Here is a 17,903-nt window from a genome sequence, read left to right on the forward strand (position 1 = left end):
AGAACACCATGGTGGCTACGGGCAGCCTCGACGGACGTGTCGCGGTGATCACGGGCAGCACGCGCAGCATCGGCCGCGCCATCGCCGAGGCCTTCCTGGCCGACGGCGCCACGGTCGTCGTCAGCGGCCGCAGCGAGGTCAAGGGAAAGCAGGCCCTGGAGGAGATGGGCGCCGGGGACCGCGCCGTCTTCCACCCCTGCGACGCCAACAGCCAGGAGGACATCGAAGGCCTCGCCGACTTCGCCGCCGAGCGCTTCGGCCGGCTCGACATCTGGGTCAACAACGTCGGCGGCAGCTCCGGCTTCGCCCCGATCCACCAGCTCAGCGACGAGGCGTGGCACGACGCCCTCAGGCTGAACGTCAACGGCTACTTCTACGGCACCCGCCGGGCACTGCCGAAGATGCTGGAAGGCGGCTGGGGCCGCGTCATCAACATCTCCTCCGTCGAGGGCAAGCAGGCCAACAAACCGGGGATCAGCCACTACATCACCAACAAGCACGCCATCCACGGGCTCACCAAGGCGACCGCCTTCGAGTACGGCACGCAGGGCATCACCTGCAACGCCATCTGTCCCGGCGCCGTCGACACCGACCTGATGCGTGCCGCCGGGCCGGCCGCCGCCGAGGCCGAGGGCATCAGCTACGAGGAATGGCTCAGCCGCTTCGCCGAGCACGCCGCCACGAAGAAGATCACGACGGTGGAGCAGATCGCGGCCGTCGCCTCGCTGCTCGCGAGCGAGGCCGGGGCCGGTATCACCGGCGCGCTGATCAGCGTCGACGGCGGAACGGCACAGTGGTAGGCGCGGGTACGGACAGCGGGAGACCTCGGTCATGAAGAGCTGGATCACGGACTGGCAGCGCAGTGAGCGGCTGCCGCACTACACCCGGGCCAACGCCGGCGAGACCCTGCCGGAACCCGCCAGCCCGCTGGGCTGGACCCTGGTCTGGGGGCGAGGCCTGCAGGGCTGGCGTCACGGCTTCGTCGGCTTCGGCATCTACCGCGAGGAGGAGGTGGCCGGCCCCCGGCCGCCGTTCGTCGGCATGTTCGGCGGCCACTTCTACCTCAACCTGTCCCACATGCGGCTGTTCGGCATCCGCATGGGCCAGACGGCGGACCAGATCGACACGGCCTTCGTCGGTCAGCGCTCCGACACGCCGGTGTACGTGGCGCACCCGGACGACCACGACGAGGAACTGACCGCCAAGGCGGGCGCGACACTGCAGCGGATGCTCGGCCAGGCCGGCTTCCCCGAGGCCGACGCCGACCGGGAAAGGCTGCGCGCCCTGCGTCGCTCGCGACCCGACCTGACTCAGCTGTCCGATGCCGAACTGGTGGCGCACGCACGGTCGTTGCTGGACGAGGTGGAGACGACCTTCCAGCGGCACGTCGAGTCGTCGCTGCCCGCGTCCGTCGGACCGGCGATCCTCGGCCCGCTGTGCGCGAGCGTGGACCGCCCCGGCTCCCTGCTCGACCTGATCGGCGGTCTCGGCGACGTCGACTCCGCCTCGCCCTCGACCGGGCTGTGGACGCTCTCCCGCCAGGTGGCGGCCTCGGCCGAGCTGAGCGCACTGTTCGACCGGGGTCCGGTGGCGGTGGAGCAGGCGCTCGACGGGGCGGCAGGGGACGTGAAGGCGTTCCGTGACTCCTTCGAGGAGTTCCTGGCGGAGTACGGCGACCGCGGCCCCAACGAGTGGGACATCCATGCGCTGTCCTGGGAGGCGGCACCCGTCCAGGCGCTGGCCCTGGTCGACCGGATCCGGCACAGTTCCGACGACGCCTCCCCGGCCGCCCGACGAACTCGGCTGGCCGAGGGGCGTGAGCGGACGGCGCGGGAGATCCGGACCATGCTGCCCGAGGACACGCAGCCCATGTTCGACGCCGGCATGCACGCCGCGCAGGTGTGGATCCCGGCCCGCGAGCGCACCAAGGGGAACTGCGTCACCGCCGTCAACGAGATCCGCATGGCCGTACGGGAGCTCGGTCGCCGCGGCGTCGGGGCGGGGCTCTTCACTCGGCCCGAGGACGTGATGATGCTGCTGGACACCGAACTCGACGACTATGTCGCCGCCCCGGAGTCCTTCGGCCCCCTGATCGCGCGGCGGCTCGAGGAGTATGCGGGCCTGCACGAGCTGGAACCTCCGTTCTTCGTCGCCGACGACGCGCAGACCGAGATCGACAGCTGGCCGCGACGCGCCGAGGAGCGGACTCCGGCGGCCGTCGAGGGTGATGTGCTCGGTGGGGTGGGGGGCAGCCACGGCACGTACACCGGAAGGGTGCGGGTCGTCACCGACCCGGCCTCGTGCGAGGCGCTGGAGCCCGGCGAGGTGCTGGTCGCGCCGATCACGGACGCGGCCTGGACCCCGCTGTTCCTGGTCGCCGGAGCGGCCGTCGTCGACGTGGGCGCGCTCAACAGCCACGCCGTGGTGGTCTGCCGTGAGCTGGGCATCCCGGCCGTGATCTCCGTCGAGGACGGGACGCGACGGCTCCGGGACGGCATGGTGATCACGGTCGACGGCACCGCGGGCACGGTCACCGTGGACGGTGTCCCCGCGCCGCTCGGCAGCTGAGAACGCCGCGGGCCCGTCGCCTCCTTCCGCACCGGGGCGACGGGCCCGCGGGCATGACCATGAGAGGAAACCCGTGGCTCCCGTGACTGAGGAAATCATCGTCGCCGGCTGGATGGACTACGAACCCGGCGACCGCGGCACGATGTTGGAGGCCCTCGTCGAGCTGGGCCGGCGGACCCGGGAGGAGGAACCCGGCTGCCTGGACTACGCCATGACCGCCGATCCCACCGACGAGCGACGTATCCGGGTGTACGAGCACTGGGCCTCCCGGCGGGCCCTCGACGAGCACTTCGCCACCCCGCACATCAAGGACTTCCGGGCGGCCGTGGCAGGGCTGACCCGGGTCGGGGTCTCCCTGACGGCCCACACCGTCGCGGAATCACGCCCCATGCGGTGAAGCGGCGCCCCCGCCGGGGGCGCCGCTTCACCGGGAGCCGTCCAGCCCGATCAGGGGCAGTCGTCCAGCCGGACCAGCATCTTGCCGACGTTGCCGCCGCCGAGCAGGGACAGCAGCGCCCCCGCGGCGTTCTCCAGGCCGTCCACGACCGTCTCGCGGGCGGTGATCCGGCCCTCGGCGAGCCAGCCCGCGACCCGCTGCTCGAAATCCGGCCGCAGGTCGTCATGGTCGCGGACGATGAAGCCGCGCAGGGTCAGCCGCTTGAGGACCGCCTGGATCAACTGGTTGATGTCCGCGGGCCGTCGGTCGCCGCCGAACTGCGACATCATGCCGCACAGGGCGACCCGGCCACCGGTGCGCAGCGCGTGCAGCGCGGCGGCGAGGTGCTCACCGCCGACGTTGTCGAAGTACACGTCGACGCCGTCGGGGGCCAGCCGGGCCAGCGCGTCGCGCACCGGCTCGGCACGGTAGTCCGCGGCCGCGTCGTAGCCGAACTCCTTCACCAGCAGGGCGCACTTGTCCGGCCCTCCGGCGGTCCCGATGACGCGCTCCGCGCCCAGCAGGCCCGCGAACTGGCCGGCGGCGCTGCCGACGGCGCCGGCCGCCGCCGAAACCAGGACGGTGTCGCCCGGACGCAGCTCCGCGATCCGGGTCAGGCCCACGTACGCGGTGAACCCGGTCTGACCGAGCAGGCCCAGCCAGGTGGGCAGCGGGGCGAGTCGGGTGTCGATGCGGCCGGCGCCGTCGGTGTCCGCCACGTCGAGCACGGCCCGCTCCCGCCAGCCGAGCTGATGGCGTACGTACGTGCCCGGCGGCACCTGGGCACACCGGCTCTCCTCCACGACGCCGAGGGCACGGCCGTCGAGCGGCGAGCCCGGGGTGAAGTTGTGTGTGTAGTGCTTTTCGGTGCTCTCCAGACGTCCGCGCATGGACGGGTCGACGCTCATGTAGAGGTTGCGCACGAGCAGCTGCCCCTCCCCCAGGGGCGGCAGCGGGCGTTCCTCGACGGCGAAGTCACCGGGGAGCGGTTCTCCGTCGGGTCGGCGCACCAGACAGACCACCCGGGTGGTACGGGGCGTCACGGGGTCACTCCTCCGGCTGCCGGCTGGTGCGGCGCCGGGCGAGGCGGCCGACCCAGCCGGCCATCTGGAGGTCGGCGTGGCGCAGTTCGCCCGACTGCCACCGGGCCTGGAAGTCGAAGACGCCCCGCGCCCCTGTCCTGGGGTCGGTCACCTCGACCAGGCCGTCCTCGGTGAGCCGGTACACATGCCCGGTCAGTGGGTGGATCACTTGCTTGGACATGAGGGCCTCACTCCTGCACTCGGCGGCGCACGCCGCTCTTGGTCACGGTCACCGGGCCCTCGACCAGGAGCCGGCAGGCGAGCCGGGTCGAGCCGTCCACCGGCCTGCGCAAGGACTCGATGCCCTCGCGCTCCAACGGGCCCACGGGGGAACAGTTCTCGGCGCCCTCCTCGACCCGGACGAAGCAGGTGCGGCAGGTTCCCTTGCCGCCGCAGACGGTGGGCCAGCGGTAGCCGAGTCGCCGGGCGGCGGTGAACAGGTCCTCGCCGTCGAGGACTTCGAGCTCGACGCCGGAGGGTCTGACCGACACCCGGTGGGTCACTTGTCCATCCACTGGTCGAGGGTCCGGTTGAAGTGGCGGATGCGGCTCTCCTGGTAGTTGGCCAGGGTGATGCCCGGCTTGCGCATGGCCTTCAGACCCTGTTGGACGTAGGGAAGGTTCTCGCAGTCCTGGTCGAAGACGGGTCCGAGCACGCCGAGTTCGGGGATGTCGGCGAAGAGCATGTCCTCGGGCACCCAGCGGATCTTCGCCGGAGGCGGCAGCTCGCCGGGCTGCTTCGGGGACGACATGAAGATGATCTCGGCGGTGCAGGAGTCGGGGTCGAGGCCGTTGGGACGGAACCGGTAGATGATGTTCGACTTGGCGCCGCCCCAGGGGTTGAAATTGGGGAACAGCAAGTAGTTGATGGCGTCCAGCAGTTCGGTGTCGGGGGTCTTGGAGAAGTCCTGGTGCGTGGTGGCCGCCAGTTGCGCGCGCATCCGCTCGGCGAGGACCTGGCGGGCGGTGCCGCCGGGAGGGATCGCCGGCAGCTCGTCGCCCTCCTGCCTCACCAGGTCACGGCCCTGGGCGGCGGAGTAGAACGCGCGTGAGTCGTAGAAGGTCTCCAGGACGTCCTCCTCCGTGACGGAGTCCGCCACGTGCGGGCTGGGCGCGCCCTGGATGTTGATCATCCGGTTCCAGTTCGGCTGGTCCGCCATGACGTCGTACTGCGAGTTGGCGTCGGCGAGCCACGGCAGCATCTGCGGGTGTGTGGCGATCACATGGAAGGACTCGATGAACGCGTCCTGGGCGATCTTCCAGTTGCAGGGCAGCACCTTGCCGATGTGCAGCGACTTGTAGCGGTTCTCCAGCGGCCAGATGTAGTAGTCGTCGAAGGTGCCGCGGTAGCTGTCGAAGGACTCGGCGTACGGGTCCATGTTGATGAAGACGAAGCCGCGCCAGGTGGCCACCTGGGCCTCGGGAAGTGCGAACTTCTCCGGGGTGACGTGCGGGAAGTCCCAGGCGCAGGGCGGGGTCCGCATCGTGCCGTCGAGGTTCCAGGCGAACCCGTGGAACGAGCAGCGGAACTCGCTGACGTTGCCGCCGACGGTGCGCAGTTTGCGTCCGCGGTGCAGGCAGACGTTGACGAAGGCGCGGATCTCGTCGGGGGCCGTGCGCACGACGATGAGGGAGTCGTCGCCGATCTCGTACACCTCGTGGTCGCCGACCTCGGGAATCTCGCTCTCCAGGCAGGCGAACTGCCAGACGCGCCGCCAGACCTGCCGCATCTCGCGTTCGGCCCACTCGCGGGAGGTGAAGCGGGCGGTGTCGATGTCCTCGCTGCCGAGGTGGTCGTTGCGCTCGAACCTCAGGGCGGGGGGAACGGGGCGGCTGTCCTGGTCGAGGTAGTCCTGGACGCTGGGCCCGGGGCACCGCGCAGTGGCCGGCTCCGACGTTTCGTCCATCATCTCTCCTCCGGCAGAAACTTTAGAGTGAGTGTAGTTACCAGTTGCGGCCGGTAGCAACACTCACACCGGTGAATGAACCCGTAGCTTCCGAGGTCACCGCGCGATTCACCCGTGATTCAGGAATTTCTTACGGCGGCCCCCTCCCCAAGCCCGCTGGGGCATGTCACACTCCGACCCACTTGAGACTGTAGTTCCTCATAAGTTTCTGCATTCCGGGACGATCTCTGCCCGTCCCGGTCCCAGCACCGCGGCGTTCCCGCCCGGGGCCACACAGAATCGATCAGCCTGACTGGAGCCGACCGCCGCGGACGCGGCAGCGACGCGGGTCGCGACAGTGCAGGCGTCACACCACGGGAGTGCTCAACGATGAGTTCCAGACCCCGTCGCGCGGTCCGCCGCGCCCTCACCGCGATCGTGCCCGCCACCTCCCTGCTCGCCCTCGCGGCGTGCGGCGCCGGTACCACTCCGGCCGCCGACCCGACGAGGGCGGCGGCGCCCGGCTCCCCCGGCCTGACGGCGGCCCGCACAGCCCTGGAGAAGTACTCCGAGCGCCCGGCCACGATCTCCGTGACCCAGCCCGTCGGCAAGGCGATCCCCAGGGGCAAGAAGATCGACTTCATCCTCTGCGGCGTCCAGTCCTGCAAGGACCTCGCCGACTTCTTCACCGAGGCGGCCGAGGAACTGGGCTGGCAGGTGAAGCAGATCGCCACCCAGGGCACCCCGGAGTCCGTCCAGGCCGCCTACGAGCAGGCCGTACGTGACAAGCCGGACGCCGTCGTCGCCTCCGGCTTCCCGCGCGTCGTCTACGCCAAGCAGCTGGCCCGGCTCAAGGCAGCCGGCATCCCCGTCATCCAGTCGAACGCCGACGACGTGACGGGCGAGGGCGTCTCCCTGCTGAAGAACGGGCCGGACGACGTCGGCGTCCAGGGCGAGATGCTCGCTTCATGGGTGGTGTCGAACAGCGGCGCCAAGGCCGACACCGTCTACTTCGATCTGCCCGCCTACACGATCCTGAAGCCCGTCAAGGACTCCTTCGCGGCCAAGTACGAGGAGTGGTGCGACGGTTGCGCGCTGGACCAGGTGGACGTGCCGATCACCGCGGTGGGCAAGGACATGCCGGACCGCGTGGTGTCGTACCTCCGGTCGCACCCGAAGGTGACCCATGTCGTCTTCTCCCTGGGCCTGCTCAACGTGGGCGTGCCGGCCGCTCTGAAAACCGCCGGCATCACCGGCAGGCGCATCGTCGTCAACGTCGGTGACGCGCAGAACTACCAGTACATCCAGAGTGGTCTCACCGACGGCGCGATGGCGCTGAACTCCCACGAGACGGCCTGGCTCCAGGCCGACGCGCTCGCCCGGCACTTCACCGGCCAGTCCATGGCCGTGGACCAGAAGGCGGCGCTGCCCAACATGCTCGTCACCAAGGACAACCTGCCCTCGGCCGACGGCGACTTCCCGATCGTCGAGGACTATCAGAAGCAGTTCAAGGCGCTGTGGGGGCTGAGTTGACCGGGCCGGTGCTACGGGTGGCCGCCCTGTCGAAGAGGTTCGGCGGCACCCAGGCACTCAAGGACGTCGACCTGGAGGTCGCGCCCGGCGAGATCCACGCCCTGATCGGGCCCAACGGCTCCGGCAAGTCCACGCTCATCAAGATCCTCGCCGGCTACCACCACGCGGAGCCGGGTGCGGTGGCCGAACTCGACGGCGAGCCCTTCGACCTGGGCCATGTCACCGCTTCCCGGCACGACCGGCTCCGCTTCGTCCACCAGGAGCTGGGGCTGGTGGGCGAGCTGAGCGCCATCGACAACCTGGCGCTCAGCCACGGTTTCGCGCGCACGGCCTTCGGCAACATCCGCTGGCGCGAGATGGAGCGGCGGACGACCGCGCTCGTCGAACGGTTCGGCCTCGGCATCGACGTGCGCCGGCCCCTGGCGACGGCGACCCCCGTCCAGCGCACGGTGGTGGCCATCGCCGCCGCCCTGCACGGCTGGGAGGGCCGCCGCGGCGTCCTGGTGCTCGACGAGCCCACCGCCGTACTGCCGCCCGGCGAGGTGGCCCGCCTGTTCGACATCGTGCGGGAGGTCCGCGACGCCGGCGCCTCCGTCCTGTACATCTCGCACCGGATGGACGAGATCTTCGCGCTCGCCGACCGGGTCACCGTGATCCGCGGCGGACGCCGGATCGCCACGCGCCCGGTCGCCGAGCTCACTCCTCGTTCGCTGGCGGAACTGATGGCGGGCGAGGAGATGGACACCGACCACCGTCCCGCACTCCCTTCCGGTCCTGCCGCCCCCGTGCTGGAGGTCCGCGACCTTTGGGCCGGGCCACTACGGGGAGTCGGCTTCGACCTGGCCGGGGGCGAGCGCCTGGGCATCACCGGGCTGGTCGGCTCCGGCCACGAGATCGTGCCGTACGCGGTGTGCGGGGCCCATGGCGGGCCGGTGCGCGGCAGACTGCGGCTGCCGGACCACTCCGAGCGGTGGACCGAGGCGCGTGACGCCGGCGGCCTGGGCCTTCCCCTGGTCCCTGCCGACCGGGCGGGCGAGGGAGTGATCGGCGGTTTCTCGGTCGGCGAGAACCTCACTCTCCCCCTGCTGGAGCGGATGCGCGCCCGTTCCGGGCGGCTGCGGCGACGACGCGAGTCCGCCCTGGCAGACGACTGGATCCGGCGGGTCGGCGTCCGAACGGCCGGACGCGGAGCGCGGATCACCACGCTGAGCGGCGGCAACCAGCAGAAGGTCGTCATGGCCCGCTGCCTGGCCCAGCACCCTCCGGTGCTGGCGATGTGCGAACCCACGGCGGGAGTGGACATCGCCACCCGCCTGCAGCTGTACGACCTGATAGAGCGTCAGGCCGGTGCGGGCATGGGCGTCATCGTGTCCTCTTCTGACACGCAGGATCTGCTCGCGCTGTGCACCCGCGTCCTGGTGGTCCGGGACGGCCGGATCGCACGGGAGATCAGCGGCCGGGAAGTCACCGAGTCCGCGCTCGTGCACGCCATGGAAGGAACCGACTGACATGAGCCCTGGAAGGAACCGACCGACATGACGTCCACCCCGACCCGGGCGGGCGAGCTCCCGCCCTCCGCACCGGAGACATCCGCGGTGTCCCTGCCTGGGACACCCGTCCGACGGGCGGCGGCGGCCCTGTCGTTCCGGAACATCGGCGCCGTGTACGTGTGGCTGGTCATCGTCGTGCTCTTCTCCGTCTGGGCGCCGGACACGTTCCCGACCGCCGTCACGGTCAAGCAGGTACTGAACGGCAACGCCGTGGCGGGCCTCGTCGCACTCAGCGTCGTCCCACCCCTGGCCGCACGTGTCTTCGACCTCTCGGTCGCCTACACCATGTCGCTCACCAGCGTGCTGACCGCGCGTTTCCTGGTCTCCGCCGGACTCGGACCCGGCACGGCCATCGCCCTGGCGATGACCGCGGCGCTGCTGATCGGGGTCGTCAACGGAATCGTGGTGGTGGTCCTGCGCGTCGACTCGTTCATCGCCACCCTGGCCACCGGAGCGCTGATCCAGTCCCTGATCACCATGGTCACCAACGACAGTTCCATCACCGGCGTGCAGTTGCTGGCCAGGCCGTTCGCGGACATCGCCCAGCTGGACGCGGGCGGCATCACCCTGCCGGTGCTGTATCTGCTGCTCGCCGCCCTCGCCATCTGGTTCGTGCTGGAACACACCGCCACCGGGCGCCGGTTGTACGCCACCGGTTTCAACGCCGACGCGGCCCGGCTGCAGGGCGTGCGCACCGACCGGCTGCGCTTTGTGACCCTGGTGGCCTCGGCGCTGCTCTCCGGTCTCGCCGGCGTCGTCTTCGCGTCCTCGGTGGGATCCGGATCGCCGACCGCGGGCACCCCGTACCTGCTGTCGGCCTACGCCGCCGCCTTCGTGGGGGCCACCCAGTTGCGCGCGGGCCGCTTCAACGCCTGGGGGACGGTACTCGCGGTACTCCTGCTCGGCACGGGCATCACCGGACTCGGGCTCGCCACCAGCGCGCAGTGGGCCGCGAGCCTGTTCACCGGTTCGGTCCTCATCGTGGCGCTGGTCCTCACGGGTGGCCGGATCGCCCTGCCCGCCGTTCTGCGCCGCCGGACGGGGTCCCGTCCTCAGCCGACCACCAGCAGGGAGGTCCGATGATGAAGGCAGTTCAGTACCGGCGGGTGGGGCACGCCCCCGAGGTCGTGGAGGTCCCGGTGCCTGCACCCGGCCCGGGCCAGGTGCTGCTCAAGGTGACGGCGGCGGGGCTGTGTCACTCCGATCTGGCGGTGATGGGCTGGCCCGGGGAGCAGTTCCCCTACGCGCTGCCGATGACACTCGGTCACGAGGGTGCCGGGACGGTCGCGGCGGTGGGCGCCGGTGTCACCGCCGTGGTGGTGGGCGAGGCTGCGGCGGTGTACGGCCCGTGGGGCTGCGGGCGCTGTCACAAGTGCGCCGAGGGCAGGGAGAACTGCTGTCCGCACGCCGCCGGGCTCGGCATCCTGCCGCCGGGTCTCGGCTCGCCCGGTGCCCTGGCGGAGTACATGCTGGTGGACTCGGCCCGCCACCTGGTCCCGCTGAGCGGAGTCGACCCTGTCCAGGCCGCGCCCCTCACCGACGCCGGGCTGACCCCGTATCACGCGATCCGCAGATCGCTGCCGAAGCTGCTGCCCGGCAGCACGGCGGTGGTGATCGGCGTCGGCGGTCTGGGGCATCTCGCCGTGCAGCTGTTGCGCGCGCTGACCCCGGCCCGGGTGGTCGCCCTCGACGTGGGCAAGGACAAGCTGGAGCTGGCACGCGAGGTCGGCGCCCACGAGGTGCTCCTCTCCGACGGCGAGGCGGCCGCACGGCTCCGGGAACTCACCGGCGGGACGGGAGCGGAGGTCGTCCTGGACTTCGTCGGAGCCGAGGCGACCCTGGCGGTCGCCGCCGCGTCGGTGGCGGTGGAGGGCGACGTCACCGTCGTCGGCCTCGGCGGAGGGACGCTGGCCGTCGGCTTCGGGGGCGGGCTGCCGTTCGAGGTGTCGGCCTCCTTCCCCTACTGGGGCAGCCGCACGGAGCTCATGGAAGTCCTCGAACTCGCGCGGCGGGGTCTCGTCTCCGCCCACGTCGAGACCTTCACGCTGGAGCAGGCGCCCGAGGCGTACGAGCGTCTGCACGCCGGGGAGATCAGCGGCCGCGCGGTGGTACTGCCGTACGCCTGAGCCGTGATTCCCGCAGGGCCGGCGCCCGAGCCTCACTCAGAGCCTGTGTCACATACCCGGTCGGATCAGCGCACGCCGTCTGGTGCGTGCGATCGTAAGGCGCTGGAGCCGCCCTCGATGGGGGTGCCCCCACGCGAGCCGGGCGAAGCCGGTTCGCGCGAGGGGAAGCAGCCACGTGGGCGTTGCGGCAACACGGCGAGCGCGCGTGCCAGGCGGCATGCGCCAGGCCGGGGATGTGACACAGGCTCTCTCAGGCGCCGGCCTGCCCCCCTTGCGGACTTCGCGCACCCACCATCCGCTCCACACAGCGCCGGAGCACCGTCAGAAACTGCGGTGTCCGCCACGGCCCCACGTCCACGCGCCCGGTGTCGTCCACGCCCAGGTCCTGCAGGTCGTAGCGGCCCCGGCAGTGGCCGAGGGTGAAGTAGCAGACCTCGCCGAGGCCGTGCCGCTTGAGATACAGCACCGGTCGGGGCGCGTGGTCGAGGGCCGCCGCGTCGCCCTCGGCGAAACCGCGGCACGGCCCCGTGTACTCGGTGTGCAGCAGTACGTCCAGCTCCCCGTGCAGCTCGCACACGTACAGCTCGTCGGTGACCGTGAACGGCCCGATCCCGGCGACCAGCGGATGGTCGGGCCGGGTCACCCGCACCTCGTACGGCTCGATCGGCGGGTGGGCCAGGAACTGGCTGCCCAGCACCTCCGCCAGTTCCCCGAGGAGCCGTGGAGTCGTGAACACCCGCGGCCCGCCATTCGCCGACGGCTCGATCACCGCGTTGGTGCCGTGCAGGGCGAGCCAGCGCCCGCCCCGCTCGACGAACCGCGCCAGTGCGGCCCGCTGCGCCGGGCGGGGCCGGACGTCGCAGGTGTAGGTGACCAGCAGGTCGGCCTGGTCGAGGGCGGCCAGGCAGTCGTAGTCCTGGTACACCGTCGTGCGCACCCGCGGATGCTCATCGAGCAGTTCCAGCAGCCGCAGCCGCGCGTGGTCAAAGTCGTGCCACCGGCCGCCGCAGACCAGTACGGCGTCCAGGCGGCCGGCCGGGCCCGCCACGGCTCAGTACTGGACGCGGGTGAGCAGCCCGCCGTCCACCACGAGGTTGACCCCGACGCAGAAGGAGCCGGTCCGCCCGAGCAGGAACGCCACCCCCGCGGCCACGTCCTCCGCGGTGCCGTAGCGGCCGATCGGCAGCTTGGCGAGTACCTCCTCGTACACCTCGGGTCGGCTGGTGCGGATGGTCTCCCAGGCGCCGCCGGGGAAGTCGATCGGGCCGGGCGAGACGGTGTTGACGCGGATGCCCTTCGGCGCGAGGGCGTGCGCGAGGGCAGAGGCGTGCTGGACGACGGCCGCCTTGAGCGCGGAGTAGGAGTTCGCCCCGGCCGGACGCGCGGTGTCGGAGGCGTTGGTGGTGCCGATGGCCACGACGGCGGCCCGGTCGGAGGCCTCCAGGTGCGGCAGGGCCGCCTCGACGAGTCCCGCGAACGGGACCAGGTCGCCACGCAGGCTGGCTTCCCACGACTCGGGGCCCTTGACGTTGCCCGCCGACACGTTGGACACCAGCAGGTCCAGGCCGCCGAGTTCACCGGCCGAGCGCTCCACGAAGCGTGCGAGGGCGGCCGGGTCGGTGACGTCGACCGGTTCCGCGAACACCGTGGCACCCTCGCCGCGCAGCTCGGCAGCGGCTTTGGCGAGTTGCTCCTCGCCCCGGGCGCAGAGCGCCAGCGCGCAGCCCTCGGCCGCCAGGGTCGCGGCGATCGCCCGGCCGATGCCCCGGCTCGCGCCGGTCACCAGCGCCTTCGCGCCTGTCAGTCCCAGATCCATCGATGTCACTCCTTCGTGATGGCCAAAAACGTCCCGGTTGTGATTGCCAAAAAGGTCCCGGTCGGTCAACTGCCGGAAGAGGCCCCTCAGTTACCGGGCAGCTGAGAGAACGGCGCCCGGTCTGCCCGCGGCTCAGACGGCAGCTTCAGCACCCGCTCGCCGATCAGGTTGCGCTGGATCTGATCGGTGCCTCCGGCCAGCCGGTAGCCGGGGGCGCCGAGGAGATGCTGTGTCCAGGCGAAGGTGCCCGGTTCCCCGGTGTCGGCGCTGATCCGCGCTCCCATCAGCTCGGCGGCGACCTGTCCCGTGCGGGTGAGCAGGTCGGAGGCCATCAGTTTGGTCAACGACGCCTCCGGGCCCGGCCGGCCGCCTGCGGCACTCGTCCTGGCGACGCGGTCGACGGTGGCCGCTCGCAGGGCGGCACGTACGTACAAATCGGCGAGGCGCTGACGCACCAGCGGGTCTGCGGTCCGGCCGAGGGAGCGGGCGAGGTCGAGAACGTCCGAGAAGGTGCCGCCCTTGCGGCGGTTGCCGGTGCCGGAGGCGGTCCGCTCGAAGGCGAGGGTGGTGGTGGCGACCTCCCAGCCCTGGCCCGGGCGCCCGATCCGGAGCCGGTCCGGCACGCGTACGTCGCTCAGGAAGACCTCGTTGAAGGAGGCGCCGCCGCTCATCTGACGGATGGGGCGCACCTCCACGCCGGGGGCGTCCATCGGGACCAGGAAGGCGGTGATGCCGGCCTGTTTGACGACGTCGGGGTCGGTGCGGGCGAGCAGCAGACCGTAGTCGGCGAACCGGGCGCCCGAGGTCCACATCTTCTGACCGTCGATCACCCAGTCTCCCCCACTCTCCTTCCGAGCGCGGGTGCGCAGGGCCGCGAGGTCGGATCCGGCACCGGGCTCGCTGAAGAGCTGGCAGGCCAGCAGGTCGGTACGCAGGAACCCGCGTGCGTAGTGATGGCGCTGCTCGGCCGTCCCGAACAGGGAGACGGCCATCGCGACCAGACGCACGGTGACGCTGATCAGCTCGGTGGACGGTGGCACCTCGAAGGCGGACTCCTCCTGGGCGAAGGCCGCCGCGTGGGCGGCGGTCAGGCCCGCGCCGCCCTTGTCCGCGGGAAGGGTCAGCGCCTGGTAGCCGGCGTCGAAGCGGGCCCGCTGGTAGCGACGGCAGCGCTCCAGCAGCAGGCGTTCCTCGTTCTCCGGGAGGTTGTGGAACACGGCGAGGTCGGCGGCCTCTGCGTCGGACTCCGGCGCCCGCGCCGGTTCGAGCACGGTGGCCAGCCACTGCCGAACCTGCGTGCGCCAGGCGTCCGGATCGGGCTGGGACATGGCTCCTCCTCGGACACTTACAAGATGGCGGATTCAGTAACGGGCAGCGGGACGTGCGTCCCTCTCACTGCTGGACCATGCAGGAATGGCTCCATCTTGGATCAGAGTGTTCCTTACTTTCTTGATAAACGCTACAGTCTCTGCATTCCCTCTCCCCTCGAATCGGGAGAGGACCGAGGAGCCGCCGGAGGAGCCATGTCGCTGCTGCCACTCGACCGTCGCGCCCAGGAGACAGCCGACGAACCCGCCCTGGCGGACGACCTGGACGTGCTGTCCTGGTCCGGACTCGTCGACCAGGTCGCACGGGCGGCGGCACGGCTGCTGGAGTTGGCGCCCGGCCCCGACGACCGGATCGCCGTCCTCGGCGACAACGCGATCCCGACGCTGGTGGCCCATCTTGCCGGTCTGCGGGCCGGGGTCGGGACCGTGGCCACCTCGCGGAACCTGACGTCGGGGGAACTCGTCGACCAGATCATCGACGCGGGCGTGACCGGGATCATCGCCGGACCGGTCGGCGCGGGTGCCGCCCTCGACGCGGCCCGGGAACTGGGCCTGCCGCTGGTGACGCACTCGGCCGCGGCGATCGGGCACGCCTTCGACTGGGACCTGTGGCTGGCGGCCGCACCCGCCGGACGCACCCTCCCCGCGGACCGGCCCGCCCGGCCTCCGCTCGTCTACACCTCGGGAACCACGGGACGGGCGCGCGGCACCGAGGTGCGCTGGGTGAGCGGCCCGGTCGCCGACGCCTCCGCCTATCTCGCCGCGATGGCCGCCCGGCCCGGATTCCCGCCGGGCCCGCACCTGGTGTGCGGCCCCCTGCAGCACAACGCACCACTGACCTCTGTGCGGCACCTGACGGCCGGTCAGCCGGTGGTCGTGCTCGGCAGATTCGACGCGGAGACGTTCCTCGGCAGTGTGCAGAAGTGGCAGGTCGCCTCGACGGTGATGGTGCCCACCCACTTCCAACGGCTGCTCGCCCTACCGGAAGAGGTGCGCGCCCGGTACGACGTCTCCAGTCTTCGGCAGGTCTCGCACACCGGCTCCGCGTGTCCACCGGACGTGAAGCGGGCCATGATCGACTGGTTCGGTCCGGTGCTGACCGAGTCGTACGGCGCCAGCGAGGCGGGAACCGTGGCCCGCATCAGCAGCGCCGAGTGGCTGGCGCACCCGGGCTCGGTCGGGCGCGTCCGGCCCCCGTTCGAGGTTCTGGTCACCGACGAGGACGGCCGGCGACTGCCGCCCGGCGAACGCGGGCTGCTGGCCTTCCGCGCGCCCGACGACCAGGGCGTCCGCTACCACGCGGACCCGGAGAAGACCAAGGCCGCCTATGTCTCCCCCGGCGTCTTCACGCTCGGCGACATCGGCTATGTCGACTCGGACGGCTACATCTTCATCACCGACCGGGCCGCGGACGTCGTGGTCTCCGGCGGCGTCAACCTCTACCCGGCAGAGAGCGAGGCCGTACTGCGGCAGCACCCGGCGGTCACCGAGGTGGCGGTCATCGGGGTACCCGACCCGGACTTCGGTGAATCCCTGCGGGCGCTGGTCGTGGCGACGGCGGACGAGCCGTCGGCCGATGAACTGGACCGGTTCTGCCGCCAGCGGCTGGCCGCCTACAAGTGCCCCAAGGCCTACGAGTTCGTCCCGGAACTCGTACGCAACGCCATGGGCAAGCTCGACAAACGCGCGATGCGCCGACCTTACTGGCGCTCCGAGCGCACCATCGCCGGCTAGCACGAAGAAGGACCACCCATGACCGAACTGCTCCTCATCCGGCACGGCCTCCCCCAAGCGGGCGTGTACGACCCCGGGTTGTCGCCGGAGGGCACCGCGCAGGCCGAACGCCTCGCCGCCTGGCTCGTGCACGAGGACATCGACGCCCTGTACACCAGCCCGTTCCAGCGGGCCCGGCAGACGGCGGCGCCCCTGGAACGGCTCACCGGCATGACCGCCACCGTGCTGGACGACCTGCGCGAGTGGGACACCGACGTCTCGCACCCCTACACGCCACCGGAGCAGATCGACGCGGACGACCCCCGGTCGGTGGCGCTCGCCGAGGGACGGTACGAGGACTTCGTGCCCGAGCTGGACTGGGACGCCTTCCGGGCCCGGGCGGTGCGCGCGATGGACACCATGCTGGACGCTCACCCCGGCGAGCGGGTCGCGGCCGTGTGCCACGGCGGCATCACCAACACCTACCTGGCGACGGTGCTCGGCCTGCCCACGATGTTCTGGTTCCACCCCGGCTACACGTCCGTCAGCCGGGTGCGGCGCATGCCCGGCGGCCGGATCGTTCTGCACTCGGTGAACGAGACGGCCCACATGATCGCCGAACGCGCCGTCGACGCGGTCGCCTGACCCCGCCCACACCCAGGAGGTCCCGGTCATGCCCGGATCCGTCATCGTCGCCGGAGCCAGGACGCCCATCGGCAGGCTGATGGGCGCCCTGAGCACCCTGCCCGCGGTCGACCTCGGCGCCCACGCCATCGGCGCGGCCCTGTCCGCCGCCCACCTGGACCCGGCGGCCGTGCAGGCCGTCGTCATGGGACATGTCGTGCAGGCCGGGGCCGGCCCCAACTCCGCCCGGCAGGCCGCGATCCGCGCCGGCATACCGTTCTCCGTCCCCGCGAGCACCGTCAACAAGCTCTGCCTGTCCGGTCTGCATGCCATCGCCCTGGCCGACCTCATGATCGCCTCCGGCCGTCACGAGGTGGTCGTCGCCGGTGGCATGGAGTCCATGTCGGGCGCCCCGCATCTGCTGCGTGCGGCTCGCATCGGCTGGACGTACGGTTCGGCCGCCGTGGAGGACGCCCTCGACCGCGACGCCCTGGTCTGCGCCTTCGACGGCGTCTCCATGGGCGCGGCCACCGAGCGTTACCAGCAGCCGTTCGCCCTGACCCGGGAGGAACAGGACGAGTACAGCGCGCGGTCCCATCAAAGGGCCGCCCACGCCCAGGAGTCGGGCGCGTTGTCCGAGGAGATCACCCCCGTCACCGTCGCCGGACGCCGGGGCGAGACGGTGGTGGACACCGACGAGGGCGTACGGCCGGAAAGCACCGCCGAGGGCCTCGGGCGCCTGAAGCCGGCCTTCTCGGGCGCGGGCACCATCACCGCGGGCAACTCGTCACAGCTGTCCGACGGCGCCGCGGCCGTCGTCGTGATGAGCGCGGAGCGCGCCCGGCGGGAGGGCCTGACGCCGCTCGCCGAGATCGGCGCCTACGGCACGGTCGCGGGACCCGATCCCTCGCTCCTCGTGCAGCCGGCCGGCGCGGTCCGCGACGCCCTGTCCCGGGACGGCCGGCTGAAGGCCGCCGACCTCGACCTGTTCGAGATCAACGAGGCGTTCGCGGGAGTGGCCCTGGCTTCCGTGCGGGAGCTGGACATCCCTCTGGACAAGGTGAACGTCAACGGCGGAGCGATCGCACTCGGGCACCCGGTCGGCATGACCGGGGCCCGATTGGTGCTGACTCTCGCGGCGGAACTGCGGCGGCGCGGAGGCGGCAGCGGAGCGGCGGCCCTGTGCGGGGGCGGCGGCCAGGGCGACGCGCTGTTGCTGCATGTACCGACGCAGGCCTGAGA

General features: G+C 71.4%; 17 protein-coding genes. 10 read left to right on the forward strand and 7 right to left on the reverse strand.

What is annotated here, in order from left to right; translation table 11 throughout:
* Positions 1 to 8 precede the first annotated feature (8 nt).
* From ABZO29_RS07335 to ABZO29_RS07345, 3 genes are all read left to right on the forward strand, one after another.
* Positions 9 to 800 carry an SDR family NAD(P)-dependent oxidoreductase gene (locus ABZO29_RS07335; RefSeq protein WP_367319322.1) on the forward strand — a complete coding sequence of 264 codons (792 nt, stop codon included), beginning with the start codon at positions 9 to 11 and terminating at the stop codon, positions 798 to 800.
* A 31-nt stretch (positions 801 to 831) separates the two neighbouring features.
* Positions 832 to 2,568: a PEP-utilizing enzyme gene (locus ABZO29_RS07340; protein WP_367319323.1), complete on the forward strand. Its 1,737-nt coding sequence runs from the start codon at positions 832 to 834 to the stop codon at positions 2,566 to 2,568.
* Between the two features lie 82 nt (positions 2,569 to 2,650).
* Entirely contained in the window at positions 2,651 to 2,965 is a 315-nt protein-coding gene (locus tag ABZO29_RS07345) for a putative quinol monooxygenase (RefSeq protein ID WP_367319324.1), read from the forward strand.
* A gap of 50 nt (positions 2,966 to 3,015) precedes the next feature.
* Here ABZO29_RS07345 and ABZO29_RS07350 read toward each other — a convergent pair whose 3' ends face one another.
* Genes ABZO29_RS07350 through ABZO29_RS07365 form a run of 4 tightly spaced genes read right to left on the reverse strand, consistent with a single transcriptional unit; the run spans position 3,016 to position 5,992 of the window.
* A complete protein-coding gene (locus ABZO29_RS07350) occupies positions 3,016 to 4,047 on the reverse strand; it encodes an NADP-dependent oxidoreductase (RefSeq protein ID WP_367319325.1) in 1,032 nt (343 codons plus the stop codon).
* A gap of 4 nt (positions 4,048 to 4,051) precedes the next feature.
* Positions 4,052 to 4,267, reverse strand: a complete 216-nt coding sequence (locus ABZO29_RS07355; RefSeq protein ID WP_367319326.1) for a transposase — start codon at positions 4,265 to 4,267, stop codon at positions 4,052 to 4,054.
* 7 nt (positions 4,268 to 4,274) lie between these two features.
* Positions 4,275 to 4,601: a 2Fe-2S iron-sulfur cluster-binding protein gene (locus ABZO29_RS07360; protein ID WP_367319327.1), complete on the reverse strand. Its 327-nt coding sequence runs from the start codon at positions 4,599 to 4,601 to the stop codon at positions 4,275 to 4,277.
* A complete protein-coding gene (locus ABZO29_RS07365; RefSeq protein ID WP_367319328.1) occupies positions 4,586 to 5,992 on the reverse strand; it encodes an SRPBCC family protein in 1,407 nt (468 codons plus the stop codon). Before ABZO29_RS07365 ends, ABZO29_RS07360 begins: the two co-directional genes overlap by 16 nt.
* Before the next feature lie 369 nt (positions 5,993 to 6,361).
* Here ABZO29_RS07365 and ABZO29_RS07370 point away from each other — a divergent pair, with 369 nt between their 5' ends.
* The 4 genes from ABZO29_RS07370 to ABZO29_RS07385 are packed head-to-tail and all read left to right on the forward strand — an operon-like array spanning position 6,362 to position 11,180.
* Entirely contained in the window at positions 6,362 to 7,504 is a 1,143-nt protein-coding gene (locus ABZO29_RS07370) for a sugar ABC transporter substrate-binding protein (RefSeq protein ID WP_367319329.1), read from the forward strand.
* The gene (locus ABZO29_RS07375) at positions 7,501 to 9,012 is read left to right on the forward strand and encodes a sugar ABC transporter ATP-binding protein (protein ID WP_367319330.1); all 1,512 of its coding nucleotides are present in this window, start codon (positions 7,501 to 7,503) and stop codon (positions 9,010 to 9,012) included. Before ABZO29_RS07370 ends, ABZO29_RS07375 begins: the two co-directional genes overlap by 4 nt.
* 27 nt (positions 9,013 to 9,039) lie before the next feature.
* On the forward strand, positions 9,040 to 10,137 hold the full coding sequence (locus tag ABZO29_RS07380) for an ABC transporter permease (RefSeq protein ID WP_367319331.1): 1,098 nt from the start codon (positions 9,040 to 9,042) through the stop codon (positions 10,135 to 10,137).
* Positions 10,137 to 11,180: an NAD(P)-dependent alcohol dehydrogenase gene (locus ABZO29_RS07385; RefSeq protein ID WP_367326069.1), complete on the forward strand. Its 1,044-nt coding sequence runs from the start codon at positions 10,137 to 10,139 to the stop codon at positions 11,178 to 11,180. The genes ABZO29_RS07380 and ABZO29_RS07385 overlap by 1 nt, the downstream gene beginning before the upstream one ends.
* A gap of 250 nt (positions 11,181 to 11,430) precedes the next feature.
* Here ABZO29_RS07385 and ABZO29_RS07390 read toward each other — a convergent pair whose 3' ends face one another.
* The 3 genes from ABZO29_RS07390 to ABZO29_RS07400 all read right to left on the reverse strand — a co-directional run bounded on the left by ABZO29_RS07390 (position 11,431) and on the right by ABZO29_RS07400 (position 14,324).
* The gene (locus tag ABZO29_RS07390) at positions 11,431 to 12,228 is read right to left on the reverse strand and encodes a ThuA domain-containing protein (RefSeq protein WP_367319332.1); all 798 of its coding nucleotides are present in this window, start codon (positions 12,226 to 12,228) and stop codon (positions 11,431 to 11,433) included.
* A 3-nt stretch (positions 12,229 to 12,231) separates the two neighbouring features.
* On the reverse strand, positions 12,232 to 12,996 hold the full coding sequence (locus ABZO29_RS07395) for an SDR family NAD(P)-dependent oxidoreductase (protein ID WP_367319333.1): 765 nt from the start codon (positions 12,994 to 12,996) through the stop codon (positions 12,232 to 12,234).
* An 86-nt stretch (positions 12,997 to 13,082) separates the two neighbouring features.
* Positions 13,083 to 14,324, reverse strand: coding sequence for an acyl-CoA dehydrogenase family protein (locus ABZO29_RS07400; protein WP_367319334.1), 1,242 nt, complete (start codon positions 14,322 to 14,324; stop codon positions 13,083 to 13,085).
* Positions 14,325 to 14,519: 195 nt separating this feature from the next.
* On the opposite strand from ABZO29_RS07400, the gene ABZO29_RS07405 reads away from it, so the two are divergent.
* The 3 genes from ABZO29_RS07405 to ABZO29_RS07415 are packed head-to-tail and all read left to right on the forward strand — an operon-like array spanning position 14,520 to position 17,901.
* On the forward strand, positions 14,520 to 16,058 hold the full coding sequence (locus ABZO29_RS07405) for an AMP-binding protein (RefSeq protein WP_367319335.1): 1,539 nt from the start codon (positions 14,520 to 14,522) through the stop codon (positions 16,056 to 16,058).
* A gap of 18 nt (positions 16,059 to 16,076) precedes the next feature.
* Positions 16,077 to 16,682 (forward strand): histidine phosphatase family protein, encoded by a 606-nt coding sequence (locus ABZO29_RS07410; protein ID WP_367319336.1) that lies wholly within the window; start codon positions 16,077 to 16,079, stop codon positions 16,680 to 16,682.
* A gap of 28 nt (positions 16,683 to 16,710) precedes the next feature.
* Entirely contained in the window at positions 16,711 to 17,901 is a 1,191-nt protein-coding gene (locus ABZO29_RS07415) for an acetyl-CoA C-acyltransferase (protein WP_367319337.1), read from the forward strand.
* Positions 17,902 to 17,903 lie beyond the last annotated feature (2 nt).

Origin of the sequence: Streptomyces sp. HUAS ZL42 (genome assembly GCF_040782645.1) — a bacterium.
Classification (GTDB): Bacteria; Actinomycetota; Actinomycetes; order Streptomycetales; family Streptomycetaceae; genus Streptomyces.